Here is a 16,580-nt window from a genome sequence, read left to right as displayed (position 1 = left end):
CAAATAAGGAGATCATGGATGCACAATCTTGCTGTTAACTTGGAACGTAGCGCTTCGCTGTTTCCAACTAAAGCCGCTCTGCGTATGGGCACGGATGAAATTAGCTTCGCTCAGTTGGAACAACTTGCTGGGAAGGTAGCCGCCAATCTAGAACGACTTGGGTTAAAAAAGGGCGATAAGGTCGCGCTGTCGTGTCCCAATGTGACTTATTTTCCCATTGCTTATTACGGTATTCTAAAAGCAGGCTGTGTCGTTGTGCCTTTAAACGTGTTGTTTAAGGGCAGAGAGATCGCTTATCACCTCAATGATTCTGATGCGAAAGCTTACCTTTGTTTTGATGGCAGTGAAGAGTTACCTATTGGACGCTATGGATTACAAGGTTTTGTCCAGGTCGATAACTGCGAACATTTCGTGTCTATGCCAATACCAAACGGCGCAACATCCATGCTTTCAGAAAACCATGAGCAGTATGAATCAATAGCTGATTGGTTAGCACAACCTTTGACTCCCTTTGAATCTGTGGCTTGTCATGGCGATGATACTGCTGTGATCCTTTATACCTCTGGTACGACTGGGCAGCCAAAAGGGGCTGAGCTTTCCCACACCAACATGCAAACCAATGCGATGTCTTCGCAGTATCTTATGAGATTGGAATATAGCGATACCACAATGGCCACACTTCCTCTATTCCACAGTTTTGGCCAAACCGTGATGATGAACGCGAGCGTGTTAACGGGCTCTACCATGGTGCTGATTCCGCGCTTTGAGCCGTCCTTGGTGATCGAGCAGATCATTAACCATAAAGTCAGTGTGTTTGCGGGCGTTCCTACTATGTATATTGCGCTTCTAAAAGCTGGAGAAGAGTCTTTAGAGCGCTCAGAGCAAGTCAAACACAGTTTGAGGTTAGGCGTATCTGGCGGAGCTTCTATGCCGCTTGAGGTTATACGACAGTTTGAATCTCGTTTCGAATTACCAGTCTTAGAAGGGTATGGGCTGTCTGAAACTGCGCCGGTTGCGACCTTTAATCACATTGATGGCGATAGACTTTCGGGCAGTGTGGGTCAGCCTTTATGTGGTCACCTTATTAAGATTGCAGACATCCAAGGCAACTCTGTCGCTATGGGTGATTTGGGAGAAGTCTGCATTAAAAGCCCAAGTGTCATGAAAGGTTATTATCAACGACCTGAAGCAACGGCAGAAGCGATCAGAGACGGTTGGTTTTTAACGGGTGACATCGGACGCGTCGATGAGCACGGTAACTTGTTTATTGTTGATCGTGTTAAAGACATGATCATTCGTGGTGGTTACAACGTTTATCCACGAGAAATTGAAGAAGTATTGATGTGTCACCCTGATGTGGAGATGGTGGCGGTGGTGGGCGAGCACCATGATCAGTTGGGTGAAGAGATTCACGCCCATGTTGTACTTCACGAGCATACCCAGTGTGATAGCAAAGCCTTGATGGCTTGGTGTCGTGAGCAACTCGCGGACTACAAATATCCTCGTAAGGTGTTTATTCGTAGCGCCTTACCCATGACTGCTACCGGAAAAGTCTTAAAACGAGAGCTACACCCTTTAGAAGTTGCGGAGGCAATCAATGGATAACTATGACTTTATCATCGTAGGTGGCGGTTCGGCTGGTTGTGTGATGGCTTCTCGATTGTCGGAAGACCCTAATGTGACGGTTTGCTTGTTAGAAGCTGGCGGTAAAGATACGAGCCCATTTATTCATACGCCGGTTGGCGTTGTGGCTATGATGCCGACCAAGCTCAATAACTGGGCTTTCAAGACAGTCGAACAGCCGGGTTTAAATGGTAGGAAGGGCTATCAACCGAGGGGCAAGACTCTCGGTGGTTCCAGCTCTATCAATGCCATGATGTACGCCCGTGGACATCGTTATGACTATGACACATGGGAGAGCTTAGGCAATGCTGGCTGGAACTATGATTCGTGTCTGCCTTACTTTAAGAAAGCAGAAAACAACGAAGTTCACCAAGATGAGTATCACGGCCAAGGTGGTCCTCTTAATGTGGCAAATCTTAGGTCGCCAAGCCCGATGTTGGAGCGGTATTTAACTGCGTGTGAGTCGATAGGTGTGCCACGCAATGAAGATATAAATGGGGCTGCTCAGTTTGGTGCAATGCCGACTCAGGTCACTCAGCTGAATGGCGAACGGTGCAGTGCTGCAAAGGCTTACCTAACTCCAAACCTGTCACGATCGAATCTTACCGTCGTGACCAAAGCAACCACACATAAGGTTTTGTTTGAAGGTAAGAAAGCGGTAGGTGTTGAATACGGCTCCAATGGCAAACGTTATCAGATCCGATGCAACAAGGAAGTCATTTTGTCTGCAGGTGCTTTTGGCTCTCCCCAATTGCTATTACTGTCTGGTGTCGGTTGTAAAGCTGAACTAGAGACGCATGGTATCGAACAAGTTCATGAATTACCCGGTGTGGGCAAGAGCCTGCAAGATCATATCGACTTGGTTCACTCCTATAAGTGCAGCGAAAAGCGCGAAACGTTCGGTATTTCATTGCAAATGGCATCTGAAATGACCAAAGCACTGCCCTTATGGCACAAAGAACGCCGTGGTAAGATGAGCAGTAACTTTGCAGAGGGAATCGGCTTTCTTTGTTCCGATGATCATATCGCTGTGCCGGATTTAGAGTTTGTATTTGTCGTTGCAGTAGTCGATGATCATGCGAGGAAAATTCATACCAGTCATGGCTTTACCTCTCATGTCACATTGTTGCGTCCCAAAAGTAATGGCACTGTAACGCTCAATAGTAATGATCCCTATGATCCACCTAGGATCGACCCTGCGTTTTTCAGCCATCCTGAAGACATGGAGATCATGATTAAAGGGTGGAAAAAGCAGTATCAAATGCTAGAAAGCGAAGCGTTCGATGATATTCGTGGCAATGCTTTTTATCCTGTTGATGTCAATGATGACAAGGCTATAGAGCAAGACATCCGTAACCGAGCTGATACCCAATATCACCCTGTTGGAACCTGTAAAATGGGGCCTAATAGTGATTCATTAGCCGTGGTAGATAAAGATCTCAAAGTTTATGGATTGGATAACTTGAGAGTCATTGATGCTTCGGTAATGCCGACACTGATTGGGGCAAACACTAATGCGCCAACCATTATGATTGCTGAAAAAGTCGCTGATCAGATTAAAAGCCAATACAACTTAGATAAGAAAGACAGTGTAAATAAGCAGGTCGCGAATGAGAGCGCAGAACACGAAATGACTGGTTAGCCGGAAAGGTTAGAGAAAACAAGCAGGTTTACAATAGGTTAGGGAGCCTTATTTATTAAGATTCCTTAACCTATTTTGTTTGTTGATCACTGAAAGAATCGAAACAAACTTACTTCGTTAGAGCTTGATTAAGCCATTGATCAAATTGGCCTTTTGGTAACGCACCGTTGATCGTGTCGACACGTTTACCGTCTTTAAAGACCATCACCGTCGGAATACTTCTGATTTGATACATTGCAGCAAGCTGTTGCTGAGCTTCAGTATCAATCTTAACGAATCGAACATCTCCAGAGCGTTCTTTTGCAACGTCGCTGAACACAGGCGCGAAGCCTACACATGGGTTACACCATGTCGCCCAGAAGTCGACAACTACAGGCTGTGAACTGTTCAAGATAGATTGGAAATTAAGTGATGTTCCCTCGATAGGAGCGCCATCGAGCAGTGCTGTTTTGCATTTACCACAAGTTGGGCTTTCTGAAATTCTTTCTGAAGGAACTCGGTTTAAGCCATTACAAGAAGGGCAGCGTGTGTTGAATGTAGACATAACTTTCTCTTTTTATTGTAACTCCGTGGCTAACGTGATTTACGAATCACGCACGGAGCGCTTATACTGTTTAAAACTAGAATACGATACTTAAATAAAAACAAACAATAAACAGGTAAATGATGACAAAATTTTACGCCGAAATTACTGGCTGGGGAAAGTGTCTGCCACCAGCCGTGCTGTCCAATGATGATTTAAGCACTTTCATTGATACGTCTGACGAGTGGATTCGTACTCGAACTGGTATCGAAAACCGTCGTATCAGTCATGTAAATACCTCTGAGCTAGCGACTGTTGCTGCTCAACACGCAATGGCGTGCGCTGGCCTTACTGCCGAAGATATCGATCTCGTGATCATCGCAACGTGCAGCCCTGATTCTCTTATTCCAAATACTGCGTCTAAGGTTCAACAGAACCTAGGTATCAAGAGCGCAGCGGCTTTTGACCTTAACGCAGCATGTACAGGCTTCATTTACGGTGTTGAAACCGCAACTCGATTGATTCAAGCGGGCAACTACCGCAATGCAATCGTTGTGGGCGCAGAACGTCTTTCATTCTTCATCGACTGGACCAAGCGTGATACTGCGGTTCTATTCGGTGATGGCGCTGGCGCTGTGGTTCTATCTCGCACTGAAGAACAAGTTGGCCTGCAAGAAGCGCAGATAGGTTGTGACGCAGAAGGCCGCGATATTCTAGCGGTACCCAAGTTCGGTACATCTATGGATCGCTTCGCTGCTGACAACGGTTACTGGGACTTTGATTTCGTAGGTAAAGAGATCTTCAAACGAGCGGTTAAAGGCATGGGTGCAGCAGCACACACAGTATTGAGCCGTACTGGCATCTCAACAGACAACATTGACGTTGTGATTCCACATCAAGCAAATATCCGAATCATTCAAACTCTGTGCGATATGGCGGGCATTGAACGTGAGAAAGCGTTCGTGAACATTCAAAATTACGGCAACACGTCGGCTGCGACTGTGCCAATTGCATTGTGTGAATCGTTAGAGCAAGGCTTTGTTAAACCGAACTCAAACATCCTTGTAGCGGCATTCGGTGCTGGTTTAACTTGGGGTGCTGGTCATATTAAATGGGGTAGCCGTGTTGAACCACTAGGTCAATCGGATGCTAAGCTTCCAGAAGCGGATAAGTCGGCTTTAGAGCTTTTGGAAAGAGCCATTTTACACTGTAAAACGCGTCCTAATTCTGAGAACGAGTAGCAACATGGCGCAAGTTCGTTTTATGGCAAAAGCCTACCTTGATGGTGCGGCTTTAGTTCACCAAGCTACTTTTGTTCGACAGCAAAACTCAAAAGATTGGTTACAATGTAACTTAAGCGCTTCACCACGCTTTCTTAACTTCGTTGCAGAGAGCGAAGGTGAGATTGTTGGCTACATAATTTGGGTGCAAAAGAGTGGGTTTAGACCTGAAGCTGTTTTAGAACTAGAGCAACTTGCCGTGTTACCAAGTGCGCAGGGGAAAGGATTGGGAAAACAACTGATTCTGGACTCCTTGCCGCAAGTGAAGCAGAAGCTAGCAGAGCAAGGCTCGACGCTAAAACATGTATTAGTGACCACCAGAGCTGACAACTTTGCACAAAAGCTTTATCAATTGACGTTAGGTGCAGAGGTCGAAACCACGATTTCAAACCTGTACTCTGCTGATGAAGTGCTTATGATAGCTCGCAATGTAGGTGAGCGAATCTGATCGCTGAGTTCTTAGAACCAATTATAATCAGCGGTATAAATTGATTTACGTTTAATTAGGGACTTCTACAGTCCCTTTTGTTATTTCTTAGGAAGTGTTTTGAAGAAAGTTTTAGCAATTGGCTACGTTTGGCCAGAACCGAATTCATCGGCGGCTGGCAGCCACATGATGTCTCTTTTGCGTCTATTTAAGAGACAAGGTTGGTCTGTTGAATTCGCAACGCCAGCTCAAGAAACCGAGCACATGATCGACCTCTCAGAAGAGGGCATCACAAGCCAATCTATTCAGCTAAATTGCGATAGCTTTGACCAGTACATCGAAGAGCTGCAACCTGATGTTGTAATGTTTGACCGCTTTATGATGGAAGAGCAATTCGGCTGGCGCGTTGAGAAGGTATGTCCGAATGCCTTTAAACTACTGGATACTGAAGATTTACAATTCCTACGCAATGCTCGACATGAAGCAGTTAAGAAAGAGACAGAGTTAACGAAAGAATACCTGTACAGTGATTTGGCGAAACGTGAAATTGCCGCGATTCTGCGCTGTGATCTTTCGTTGATCATCTCAAGCTACGAGATGGAACTGCTCCAATCTGAGTTCAATATCGATCCAAAGCTGTTACATCATCTGCCGTTTATGGTTGATCTTAATACGTTACCTGAAAGCACAAAAAGTTTTGAAGAACGTAAGCATTTCATGACGATAGGTAACTTTAGACATGCGCCTAACTGGGATGCGGTGCTTCAGTTACAGAAGATTTGGCCGAAGATTCGTAAGCAGTTGCCTGACACTGAGCTTCATATTTACGGTTCATACCCGCCGCCAAAGGCAACCGCTTTGCATAACCCTAAAACCGGTTTCCACATCAAAGGTTGGGCTAAAGATGCTCAAGAAGTGATGGAACAGGCACGTGTTTGTGTTGCGCCATTACGTTTTGGTGCGGGCATTAAAGGTAAGCTGCTTGATGCGATGAAGCTGCAAACTCCAAACGTGACGAGTGAGATCGGCAGTGAAGGCATGCTACCACAAGGCAAACTGCAATGGCCGGGTGCGGTGGCAGATGATATCGACGAGTTTGTTGAACAAGCTGTCGCTCTCTATAAAGATGAAGATAAGTGGCTTCAAGCTCAAAGCCAGTGTCATTCAATTCTTGAAGCGTACTATGAACAGAATCAACTGGGCGACAAATTGATCGAGCGATTAATTGCGCTAGATTCTGAGCTTGATTCGCATCGACTGGATAATTTCTTCGGTTCAATGCTAAAGCACCACAGCATGGCAAGCACTAAGTACATGTCGCAGTGGATTGCGGAGAAGAATAAGATTAAATAACGGTTCTTTACCACAGACAGAAGAAATCTTAAGCCCTTAGGTTAACACCTAGGGGCTTTTTTCATGGGGGAAGCTTTTTGATTACTGATTTACAAACCGAAACATGCTGGTATTACATTAGCATTGACTAATTTATATTTATTAGTAAACTCTAATTTAAATAGCGGTGAGTTAGATTCGAGTTTGTGGATAGGAGAGGCCAGTGGTTAGTTTTATTCCTTGGGATGCTTTTTTCGGTGGCATGTTGTTAGGTGTGTCGGCCATTGTTTTAATGTTGGGCATTGGTCGAGTTGCAGGTATTAGTGGCATTGTCAGCCGTTTATTACCAGTTCGCACCAGCAACAAAGAAAGCAAAGACACGGATGCAGAAAAAACTGAAAAGCATTGGCGTATCGCGTTTGTTGTTGGAATGGTAGTTAGTGGTTGGTTGTTAATTCCTACCGGTTACCAACTCCCTCAATTGGAAGAGATGAACCTTTTGGTAGTCGTTATTGCTGGTCTGTTAGTCGGTTTTGGCACTAAAACGGCAAACGGCTGTACTAGTGGGCATGGCATTGTCGGCATGGCGCGTTTGTCTAAACGCTCCATTATCGCAACGTGTGTATTCATGGGTGTGGCAATAGCAACCGTGCTTATCAAGAACCTGATAGGGTTGGGGGCATAATGAAAAATTCTTCATTTAGTATCGTTGTTGGTTTACTTGCTGGAATCTTGTTTGGCTCGGGTATGATCATCTCAGGTATGGTTGATCCAAAGAAAGTACTTGGCTTCTTAGATGTGACTGGCAATTGGGATATCAGCTTGGCATTTGTGATGGGCGGTGCGCTACTGGTGTTCGCTCCGTTTTATCACTTAGTCATTAAAAAGCGCGCTAAAGCGATCAATGGTGAGCCGTTAGATAGCCGTAACAATCCGCTAATCGACAGAAAACTGATTCTAGGTTCAACAGCGTTTGGATTAGGTTGGGGGCTTGCAGGCTTTTGTCCAGGACCTGCTGTTACGAGTCTTAGTGGCGGTAACCCAACCGTGTGGGTGTTTATGATAAGCATGCTGGCGGGGATGTGGTTGGCAGGTCGAACGAATAAAACCTGTTAGGGTAAACCTATCGTGTATCGAATTGGCTTGATATAAGCATTAGAGAGGCCGACTCGCAGCCAGTCGGTCTCTTTTTAGATCTACAACAATTAGTTGATAGTCGTTGAAACTGGGCAGTGGTCACTGAGTTTGTAGTCCAGCACATCTTGCGTTTCAAATACCTTTTGTTTCGCAGGAGTAGCATCTAAGGACTTGCTCACCACAATATGGTCTATTACAGAACGGAACTGGTGCGTGCGGTGGTTATTACGATTTGAGCGAACCTTACAATCTGCACGGGTCTTCCTTGTCGCCAAACGAGCATCCGTGTTTTCAGTTAAATCCTTCCACATCCAATCTCTTGAGTAGGATAGGTTATGGTTGAAGTCGCCTAAGATCGCGTAGTCTTCACCGTTACGTTCTCTTTGTTGTATCCATTTATTCAGTTGCTGTGCTTGGTCTTTTAGGCGCGAACAATCGCGGTTAGACTTATACGCTCCGCTGCAGCCTGCCTTTAAATGCACAGACAACATGTGAATTGGTTTTGAGTCCGTTTCAACGACCACATAGCTGGCAAACCTAAGCTTGCTGTTAGAATCCAACTCCAGAGGAAAGTCAGCGTAGTCGGTGAGTGTGATTCCTTTGCGAACTGCGAAGCCTGTGTATTGGTTCACTTCTTTGAACTGGCGGTTACTGTTTTCTGGTAATGCTCGGTCAGACATCAATATCTTGTATTGATCGCCAGCCACGCGCTGAATGGCATTTAAGTCGTCGACTTCCTGAAAGGCGACCACATCCGCATCTAAAGACTGAAAGTATTCTTCAAGTTTGTTGAAATCAGCTTGATCACGTTGGGCGGAAAACTTATTCACAGCCTCGTTGGTTGATAACCATTCGATATTCCAACTGGATATGGTCAAAGGTTCAGCAAATGCGTGGCTACTGAGTACGCAACCTAACATTATCCAGTTTCGAAGTCGTTTCATGCCAAATATCCCTAATTTTGTCTGCCAATATTGATGAGCCGTTATCCTACAACACTTACCAAAAATTCAACTCTTTTTAGCAGTTTTTTTATTGTTACATTGTTTCTTTTCGACTTGAGAACTGGCGTAATAATATTGAATTGATCTTAGTCAGCGTGAGAGTTTTATTGATCCAAATCAATACTCAAAGTTGGTGGTTCTCGTTAAATACGCCACAATATCTAGTGTTAGTTAAACGATAAATCGCTCTATATAGTGTGTTTGTGGATAAGTCTGTGAATACCTCAAGAGTAAGGAGAAGTGGTGAAATCAATCGTAATCAAGCGTGATGGCTCAAGAGCTCCATTCAGTAGAGATCGCATCCAAGCTGCAGTGGAAGCAGCATCAGACAAAGCCGATAAGGAAATTGCTATTTATGCACTGAATGTGGCATTAGCAGTTGAGTTGAAGCTCGAAGACTACGATGAAGTTCATATCTCTGAAATTCAAACCATGGTCGAGAACGAGTTAATGCAGGGACCCTATAAGTCTCTGGCTCGTGCTTACATTGAATATCGTCATGACCGCGACATCGCACGTGAAAAGCAAAGTGCTTTGACTCGTGAGATCGAAGGTTTGATCGAAGAAAGCAATGTTGATCTGATCAATGAGAATGCCAACAAAGACGGCAAAGTTATCCCAACTCAGCGTGACTTGCTGGCGGGTATCGTGGCTAAACACTATGCGAAAACTCACATTTTGCCACGTGACATCGTACAAGCTCACGAGTGTGGTGACATTCACTACCACGATCTAGACTACGCACCGTTCTTCCCAATGTTTAACTGTATGCTTATCGATCTGAAAGGCATGTTAACGCATGGCTTCAAGATGGGTAACGCGGAAATCGACACTCCGAAGTCGATCTCTACGGCGACTGCGGTTACAGCGCAAATCATCGCGCAAGTGGCGAGCCATATTTATGGCGGTACTACGATTAACCGTATCGATGAGGTTTTAGAGCCTTACGTGATGGCGAGTTACGAGAAGCATTTATCGTTAGCGAAAGAGTGGGACATTCATAGCCCAGAAGCTTTTGCTATCTCTCGTACAGAGAAAGAGTGTTACGACGCGTTTCAGTCATTGGAATACGAAGTAAACACGCTGCACACTGCTAACGGTCAAACACCATTTGTGACGTTTGGTTTTGGTTTAGGCGAAAGCTGGGGTTCAAAACTTATCCAGCAATCTATCTTGAAAAACCGCATTGCAGGTTTGGGTAAAAACCGTAAAACAGCCGTGTTCCCTAAACTGGTGTTTGCAATCAAAGATGGTTTGAACCACCAGAAGCAAGATCCGAACTACGACATCAAGCAATTAGCGCTAGAGTGTGCGTCTAAGCGTATGTACCCGGACATTCTAAACTACGACAAAGTAGTAGAAGTGACAGGGTCATTCAAAACACCAATGGGTTGCCGTAGCTTCTTGAATACTTACGAAGAAAACGGTGAGCTGATTCATGAAGGCCGTAACAACCTAGGTGTTGTGAGCTTGAACTTGCCACGTATCGCGATTAACGCAAAGCAAGATATGGCTAAGTTCTACGAACTGCTTGATGAAAAACTCAAGCTTGCTCGTCGTGCATTAGAAACTCGTATTTCTCGTCTAGAAAACGTGAAAGCACGTGTTGCTCCAATCCTATACATGGAAGGTGCGTGTGGTGTTCGCTTGAAAGCAGACGACTCTATTGCTGATATCTTCAAGAACGGCCGTGCATCTGTTTCTCTTGGTTACATTGGTATCCACGAAGCAATGACAGCGCTTTACGGCACTGACGTTCACTTGTACGACGATGGCGAAATGCGTGCTAAAGCGCTTGAGCTGGTGGAATACATGAAGCGTGAAGTGGAATCTTGGACAAAAGAGACAGGTTACGCATTCAGCCTATATGGCACACCAAGTGAAAACCTATGTAGCCGTTTCTGCAGCATCGATACCAAAGAGTTTGGTGTGATCGATGGTGTAACAGACCGCGGTTACTACACTAACAGCTTCCACTTAGATGTGCAGAAGAAAGTGAACCCATACGACAAGATCGATTTCGAGATGCCTTACCCTGAAATCTCTAGCGGTGGTTTCATTTGTTACGGTGAATTCCCTAACATGCAGAAGAACATCGAAGCGCTAGAAAACGTATGGGACTACAGCTACACACGCGTACCTTACTACGGCACCAACACGCCTATTGATGAGTGCTACGAGTGTGGTTACAACGGTGAGTTTGACTGTACAAGTAAGGGCTTTACGTGTCCTAAGTGTGGCAACCATGATTCTACGAAAGTATCGGTAACACGCCGTGTTTGCGGTTACCTTGGTAGCCCAGATGCACGACCATTTAACTTCGGTAAGCAAGAAGAAGTTAAACGTCGCGTGAAGCATCTTTAGTAACCGCTAAGATCAGTATCTAGCTTACTTAGAAGAGCTAGGTTTCAAGAAATAAGATTGGTATCGGTGTTGTGTCGATACCAATTCTTTCGTTTCAGCTGTGACAGCACTTCACTTCAAACTATTAAGCAATAACGAGTTTTCAATACTGCCTTATGAATTATCACCAATATCACCCAATCGACGTTGTAAATGGCCCAGGAACACGCTGCACTTTGTTTGTGTCGGGTTGTGTACACCAGTGTCGCGGGTGTTATAACCAATCGACGCAAAGGTTGGACTCTGGGCATTTGTTCACTCAAGAACTTCAAGACCACATTATTGCTGATCTCAATGATCCGCGAATCAAGCGTCGTGGTTTGTCGCTTTCTGGTGGTGATCCTCTGCATCCTGCAAACGTGTCTGAAGTGCTTAAGCTTGTTCGGCGTGTAAAAGCAGAATGTGAAGGTAAAGATATTTGGATGTGGACGGGTTACGAACTCGACGAACTCGATGAAAAGCAGAAGCAAGTATTGGAGTACGTTGATACCTTGATTGATGGTCGTTTTGAACAAGACAAAGCGGATCCGATGTTGGATTGGCGTGGCAGTTCAAACCAAATTATCCATCGATTTACTAACATATAACTGTCGTGACTTAGCACCCTTGTAAAGCGAAAAAGGGCGTCATGGTTAGCGCAATGCAACCAATCGGCCCTTGGGTGTGAGTTCTTTTCGTTTATTCGCTCAAACTACCATTCAAGCTGCGACGTGATCCCGCTCTTCTATTAGGTTGTTGATCCATTTCTTAGAGTGAATTCGCTGGCTAGTTAAAGCGATCTTCGCTAGTTCCTCCAGTAACACAATCATCAGCACCCATTCTAAAGACCAGCCCAGTACTAAAGCGGTGAAATAGGCGAGGGGAATACCAATGGCCCACTGGCCAAATATGTCGATGAAGATGCTGTAGTTGATGTCTCCGCCGCTTTTTAACACGCCACCTATGCCAACCATGTTGAACACTCTCAATATCATCCCTGCGGCCATCACCAAAGCGACGTTGACCGCTGTATCTTTGAGTTCCAGATGCGTTAAATCGATTAATTGAACAATGGCTGGCTTGGCGATAAAGCACAGCACTGCCAATAGTGTCGCAAGTGCACAACTGACAAGTACATAGCCCCAAGCGGTATTTTCAACACGTTGATAATTCTTCGCACCAATCTCATTGCCTAGAATGATCGAAGCGGCAACAGCAAAGCCCAAGAAGGCAGAAATTAAGATGCTTTCCACTGGTGATAACAGTGAGATGATCGCAAGTTCACCAACGCCAATCTGACCTACAATGACGTTGTAAATCAGTATCCCACCAGCCCATGCCGTATCATGAACTAACATAGGAATGGCAATCTTGAAGTACTTCTTCCTGTGCTTGGGTAAGATTGCATCACGCCAACTCTCTATTGTAGGGAATAGATGCGCGTAATGTTTCCTCGCCATAATAAGCAACGCAATGGTCTGAAATAATCGAGAAACTGTGGTGCCTATCGCTGCGCCAACCACGCCGAGTTCTGGAAAACCAAATAGTCCGAAGATCAGCAGGGCATTGAGAATCGCATTAACGATGATTGCCCAAATACTTATCTTGGTGGGCAATTTGGCTTCACCGACAGATCGCAGCGCGCTTTCTAGCGGCACAACGATTGCCGTACCAATAAGGCTGGCTCCTGTTATCCAAAGGTAATCCGTTGCCAAGCGGACGTAATCAGGGTCTGAGGCCACCACAGACACGACTGATTCAGGAACCAGTGTATAAATCAAAACAAAAGGGATGATAGCAAAGATAGACAACGCCCAAGATTGCGACAAGACACGTCGAATGCCATTGAAATCACCCGCTCCAAAATATTGCGAAGCTAGCACGCTGACTGCACCGCTAATTCCGGAAACCATGATTAAGTTAAAGAAGAAGATACGGTTGCCAACGCCAACTGCTGCGGTTGCCGCATCACCAAGCTGATTGACCATGAAAATATCGACCACGCCGAGCAATGAGAACAACATAGTTTGCAGTGAGACAGGTAAACCGATGTGTAATAGCTTTTGCCAAAATTCTTTGTCTAAATGACGATATGTCGAGAGCATCGCATTTCCCCTCTAGTGAATATGCGAGAAGTTTATCGGTATTTGTTTTAACTGTATTGTTCAGGTTCATCACAAATTTTTGTCAAACTATCCACTTTGGTAGTTCGGCAACATGAACGAGCTAGCAATGGTATGAGCGAGAAACAAGAACGGTACGAGATCTCTGAAAAGACCCATCAAGAGTTTGTCGATCAAAGCCATGTATTGGCATTCGAAGAGCTGGGTATTGTTCAATGTGGTACAGCATCGTGTCGTGATTTCTTTTCTGTTTATCGAAAGAACCAACAAAAACACATGTTGCTGTATACCGTAAGAGGCAAAGGGTGGCTCGAAAGCGAAGGATGTCGATACATTCTAGAGCCGGGGTCGTGTATTACTGTGCCTGCAGGCGTTGAGAACGGCTTTGGGATTGAAGAAGAGACATGGCAGATAGCTTGGATCTTTCTATCGCCTGATAAGCACTGGGAAAATGTCGTCAATGATGAGGTGAGTTATACGCTCTCTCCGGCAGCAGAAGTTGTCTCGTCTTGCATTCATACCTTGTTAAGAAGCATCGCGTTGCCCATTGATCTCGGTGGAGCGATTGCCATTCACAGCGTAGCCCAAATAGAATTCATGATTAATGCGCCAGTCCCGCAGCAGCAATCTAGAAATTTGATTCGTTTAAGACGAGTGTTCAACAACGTACAAAAACAGCTCCATAAAGAGTGGAACGTTCATGAACTTGCGAGCTTGTTTCCGTGTTCAGAGCCGCATTTCCATCGCTTGTGCCAGCGTTATTACTCACATAGTCCAATGACTCATATCATGCGCATGAGGATGGAATACGCAGCACGTTTGTTGAAATCGAGTGATTGGTCGATTCAACACATTGGCGAGATCGTGGGTTACCCGAATGCGGCTAACTTTAGTACTCGATTTAAGGCGTGGTCGGGAATGACACCAAGGCAATTTAAACAAAGTGCTTAATAGGGCACATGGGAACATAAGACACATAGAAATAAAGCGCTTTAAATTGTTAAATAGGTCATTAGGTGTATGAAATTTGCACTATTTATCCGTTTGAAATGACCAATCTCTGATTACTTATGGTAACTAAGCGCTTCTATTAAAAAATGTTTCTGATTTGTCTACGATAATGTTAACGTGAAACTCATTACTTGAATTTCAAAGGGTTGTGACTTTCATGTTTTCACATCTACCAAAACCAACTTTAGATCCAATTCTATCTCTTTCTGTTGCTTACCGCGGCGATACTCGTACTGAGAAAGTCGACTTAGGCATTGGCGTTTACAAAAACGACCAAGGCGAAACACCGATCATGAAAGCCGTTTCTATGGCTCAAGATATCGTTGTTGATACGCAGAAAACCAAAGCTTACGTTGGCCTAGCAGGCTGTGAAGAGTTTAACCAGAGCATGGTTGATCTGCTGCTTAAAGGGACTTCTGCAATGGATCGCGTTGCTGCGATTCAAACACCTGGTGCAAGTGGTGCACTTCGCATGTTGGGTGACTTAATGAAAGTTTCTCAACCAGACACCACAGTTTGGATTTCAAACCCAAGCTACGTTAACCACAAACCGGTGATGGAAGCGGCAGGCTTAAAAGTTCGATACTACAATTACTTCAGTCCTGAAACGAAGCAAGTTGATACTGCAAGAATGTTGGATGACCTTTCGAAAGCGGGTCCATCAGACGTGGTACTACTGCACGGTTGCTGCCATAACCCAACGGGTGCAGATATCGACTTTGAAGCGTGGCAGGAAATCACCAAATTATCTCAGAAGAATGGTTTCTTACCGTTCGTTGATATTGCCTACCAAGGTTTTGGTGATGGCCTAGAAGAAGATGCTAAAGGTCTTCAACACATGGCTAACAACATCGAAGAGATGTTGATTACGACATCTTGCTCGAAGAACTTCGGTTTATACCGTGAAAGAACGGGTGCCGCTATCGTGATTGGCAAGAACAGCGAACACGTTGGTAATGCTAAAGGTAAGCTTCTTACGCTTGCTCGTTCAACTTATACAATGCCGCCAGATCATGGTGCCGCTTTGGTTAAAACAATTCTTCAGAATCAAGAGCTAACATCGATTTGGAAGCAAGAATTGAGTGAAATGCAGCAACGTTTGTTAAATCTGCGCCAAAGTTTATGTGATGAATTGCGAAATACTTATAACACGTCACAATTTGATTTCATTGAAAGCCATAAAGGCATGTTTAGTGTACTAGGCTTTAAAGAAACTCAAATGAATCAATTACGTGAAGAGTATGGAGTCTATGGTGTTGGTGATGGACGCATCAATATTGCAGGCCTTTCTGAATCCCATATTCCTTATGTAGCAAAAGCGATAGCCAATGTTTCAAAATAGAAGGTGACTGAATGTATAATTGGAAAGCGATAGTAACTCTCATGCTAAGTGGTGGCCTGTTTGCTTGCTCGACAACGACACAAATTCCGACAGAGCCCGAACAAAAGCCCCAAATAGAACAACCAGTTGTGGATGACTCTTCTAAGACTGATACAACGGAAGGCGAGAAAGTAACAGAACCTACAGAGAAGCCTGAAGAACTAAAACCAACTGAACCTGAAGTGAAACCTGCACCCGTTGAGAAGCCGGCAGCAAAACCAACGAAGACAAGTGATGGCAAGCTGATTCTTGGTGAGGAAGAGTGGGTGTTTGTTCCTGGTTTGAAAGAAGCGTTTAAAGCACGTGTTGATACAGGTGCGACAACATCATCGATCAGTGCGGTTGATATTGTTGAGTTCGAACGTGACGGAAAAGACTGGGTTAAGTTCAAGATTGAACACGACGGCATCACAACTGACGAGATTAGCTTGCCGGTAGAACGTTGGGTTAAAATTAAGCAGTCGAGCGCGGAAGGCACACAACGACGTGCTGTTGTTGTCGCTTCAATTCAAATTGGCGACCTAAAAGACAAGACTGAGTTTACGCTAGCAGATCGAACGCATCTTTCTTTCCCAATTCTGTTGGGTAGAAGCTTCTTTAGAGATGTTGCGGTAGTAGATGTAAGCCAAAAATACGTTCAAAAGAAAATAACTAAATAACAGTTCTGCTTGTCATCAAAGCTTTTCGTTTGGAAGAGCTATAGTTTCAAAAGTGA

Annotated in this window: 15 protein-coding genes; 12 read left to right on the top strand and 3 right to left on the bottom strand. The window is 44.7% G+C overall.

Annotation, left to right across the window (positions count from 1 at the left end; all coding sequences use genetic code 11):
* Positions 1–18: 18 nt before the first annotated feature.
* Positions 19–1,605: a long-chain-fatty-acid--CoA ligase gene (locus CWO13_RS09020; RefSeq protein WP_102433163.1), complete on the top strand. Its 1,587-nt coding sequence runs from the start codon at positions 19–21 to the stop codon at positions 1,603–1,605.
* Entirely contained in the window at positions 1,598–3,265 is a 1,668-nt protein-coding gene (locus CWO13_RS09015; protein WP_107899116.1) for a GMC family oxidoreductase, read from the top strand. The genes CWO13_RS09020 and CWO13_RS09015 overlap by 8 nt, the downstream gene beginning before the upstream one ends.
* A 109-nt stretch (positions 3,266–3,374) precedes the next feature.
* On the opposite strand, the gene trxC is transcribed toward CWO13_RS09015, so the two are convergent.
* Positions 3,375–3,809, bottom strand: coding sequence for a thioredoxin TrxC (gene trxC / locus CWO13_RS09010; protein WP_048660138.1), 435 nt, complete (start codon positions 3,807–3,809; stop codon positions 3,375–3,377).
* A 122-nt stretch (positions 3,810–3,931) separates the two neighbouring features.
* Between trxC and CWO13_RS09005 the strand changes: the two genes are divergently transcribed.
* The 5 genes from CWO13_RS09005 to CWO13_RS08985 all read left to right on the top strand — a co-directional run bounded on the left by CWO13_RS09005 (position 3,932) and on the right by CWO13_RS08985 (position 7,943).
* The gene (locus CWO13_RS09005) at positions 3,932–5,029 is read left to right on the top strand and encodes a ketoacyl-ACP synthase III (RefSeq protein WP_017097618.1); all 1,098 of its coding nucleotides are present in this window, start codon (positions 3,932–3,934) and stop codon (positions 5,027–5,029) included.
* Positions 5,030–5,051: 22 nt separating this feature from the next.
* On the top strand, positions 5,052–5,516 hold the full coding sequence (locus CWO13_RS09000; protein ID WP_108082857.1) for a GNAT family N-acetyltransferase: 465 nt from the start codon (positions 5,052–5,054) through the stop codon (positions 5,514–5,516).
* A 99-nt stretch (positions 5,517–5,615) separates the two neighbouring features.
* Entirely contained in the window at positions 5,616–6,848 is a 1,233-nt protein-coding gene (locus tag CWO13_RS08995) for a glycosyltransferase (RefSeq protein ID WP_048662816.1), read from the top strand.
* Between the two features lie 202 nt (positions 6,849–7,050).
* Positions 7,051–7,512 carry a YeeE/YedE family protein gene (locus tag CWO13_RS08990; RefSeq protein WP_065677066.1) on the top strand — a complete coding sequence of 154 codons (462 nt, stop codon included), beginning with the start codon at positions 7,051–7,053 and terminating at the stop codon, positions 7,510–7,512.
* Positions 7,512–7,943: a YeeE/YedE family protein gene (locus CWO13_RS08985; protein WP_065677065.1), complete on the top strand. Its 432-nt coding sequence runs from the start codon at positions 7,512–7,514 to the stop codon at positions 7,941–7,943. Before CWO13_RS08990 ends, CWO13_RS08985 begins: the two co-directional genes overlap by 1 nt.
* Positions 7,944–8,032: 89 nt before the next feature.
* Here CWO13_RS08985 and CWO13_RS08980 read toward each other — a convergent pair whose 3' ends face one another.
* Positions 8,033–8,908 (bottom strand): endonuclease/exonuclease/phosphatase family protein, encoded by an 876-nt coding sequence (locus CWO13_RS08980; protein WP_102433167.1) that lies wholly within the window; start codon positions 8,906–8,908, stop codon positions 8,033–8,035.
* A gap of 303 nt (positions 8,909–9,211) precedes the next feature.
* Here CWO13_RS08980 and nrdD point away from each other — a divergent pair, with 303 nt between their 5' ends.
* Both nrdD and nrdG read left to right on the top strand, forming a co-directional pair.
* Positions 9,212–11,332, top strand: a complete 2,121-nt coding sequence (nrdD, locus tag CWO13_RS08975; RefSeq protein ID WP_017109601.1) for an anaerobic ribonucleoside-triphosphate reductase — start codon at positions 9,212–9,214, stop codon at positions 11,330–11,332.
* Positions 11,333–11,487: 155 nt separating this feature from the next.
* Complete coding sequence (nrdG, locus tag CWO13_RS08970) at positions 11,488–11,958, top strand: anaerobic ribonucleoside-triphosphate reductase-activating protein (RefSeq protein ID WP_048662811.1); 471 nt, start codon at positions 11,488–11,490, stop codon at positions 11,956–11,958.
* Between the two features lie 111 nt (positions 11,959–12,069).
* Here nrdG and CWO13_RS08965 read toward each other — a convergent pair whose 3' ends face one another.
* A complete protein-coding gene (locus tag CWO13_RS08965; RefSeq protein ID WP_102433168.1) occupies positions 12,070–13,455 on the bottom strand; it encodes an MATE family efflux transporter in 1,386 nt (461 codons plus the stop codon).
* A 132-nt stretch (positions 13,456–13,587) separates the two neighbouring features.
* On the opposite strand from CWO13_RS08965, the gene CWO13_RS08960 reads away from it, so the two are divergent.
* The 3 genes from CWO13_RS08960 (at position 13,588) to CWO13_RS08950 (ending at position 16,524) form a co-directional block, all read left to right on the top strand.
* Positions 13,588–14,424: an AraC family transcriptional regulator gene (locus tag CWO13_RS08960; protein ID WP_102433169.1), complete on the top strand. Its 837-nt coding sequence runs from the start codon at positions 13,588–13,590 to the stop codon at positions 14,422–14,424.
* 217 nt (positions 14,425–14,641) lie between these two features.
* Positions 14,642–15,826, top strand: a complete 1,185-nt coding sequence (locus tag CWO13_RS08955) for an amino acid aminotransferase (RefSeq protein ID WP_102433170.1) — start codon at positions 14,642–14,644, stop codon at positions 15,824–15,826.
* Positions 15,827–15,837: 11 nt separating this feature from the next.
* Entirely contained in the window at positions 15,838–16,524 is a 687-nt protein-coding gene (locus tag CWO13_RS08950; protein WP_102433171.1) for a putative ATP-dependent zinc protease, read from the top strand.
* The last annotated feature ends 56 nt before the right edge of the window (positions 16,525–16,580 follow it).

Source organism: Vibrio sp. ZF 223 (assembly GCF_003050585.1).
GTDB lineage: Bacteria > Pseudomonadota > Gammaproteobacteria > Enterobacterales > Vibrionaceae > Vibrio > Vibrio crassostreae.
The sequence above is the reverse complement of the archived record's forward strand: the minus strand, read 5'-3'. Positions and strand labels throughout refer to the sequence as shown.

What these genes read in the sequence shown, in the direction of transcription:
- CWO13_RS09020 (WP_102433163.1), top strand. Translation starts at nt 19, where the DNA reads ATGCACAATCTTGCTGTTAACTTGGAACGTAGCGCTTCGCTGTTTCCA.
- CWO13_RS09015 (WP_107899116.1), top strand. Translation starts at nt 1,598, where the DNA reads ATGGATAACTATGACTTTATCATCGTAGGTGGCGGTTCGGCTGGTTGT.
- trxC (WP_048660138.1), bottom strand. Translation starts at nt 3,809, where the DNA reads ATGTCTACATTCAACACACGCTGCCCTTCTTGTAATGGCTTAAACCGA.
- CWO13_RS09005 (WP_017097618.1), top strand. Translation starts at nt 3,932, where the DNA reads ATGACAAAATTTTACGCCGAAATTACTGGCTGGGGAAAGTGTCTGCCA.
- CWO13_RS09000 (WP_108082857.1), top strand. Translation starts at nt 5,052, where the DNA reads ATGGCAAAAGCCTACCTTGATGGTGCGGCTTTAGTTCACCAAGCTACT.
- CWO13_RS08985 (WP_065677065.1), top strand. Translation starts at nt 7,512, where the DNA reads ATGAAAAATTCTTCATTTAGTATCGTTGTTGGTTTACTTGCTGGAATC.
- CWO13_RS08980 (WP_102433167.1), bottom strand. Translation starts at nt 8,908, where the DNA reads ATGAAACGACTTCGAAACTGGATAATGTTAGGTTGCGTACTCAGTAGC.
- nrdG (WP_048662811.1), top strand. Translation starts at nt 11,488, where the DNA reads ATGAATTATCACCAATATCACCCAATCGACGTTGTAAATGGCCCAGGA.
- CWO13_RS08965 (WP_102433168.1), bottom strand. Translation starts at nt 13,455, where the DNA reads ATGCTCTCGACATATCGTCATTTAGACAAAGAATTTTGGCAAAAGCTA.
- CWO13_RS08960 (WP_102433169.1), top strand. Translation starts at nt 13,588, where the DNA reads ATGAGCGAGAAACAAGAACGGTACGAGATCTCTGAAAAGACCCATCAA.
- CWO13_RS08955 (WP_102433170.1), top strand. Translation starts at nt 14,642, where the DNA reads ATGTTTTCACATCTACCAAAACCAACTTTAGATCCAATTCTATCTCTT.
- CWO13_RS08950 (WP_102433171.1), top strand. Translation starts at nt 15,838, where the DNA reads ATGTATAATTGGAAAGCGATAGTAACTCTCATGCTAAGTGGTGGCCTG.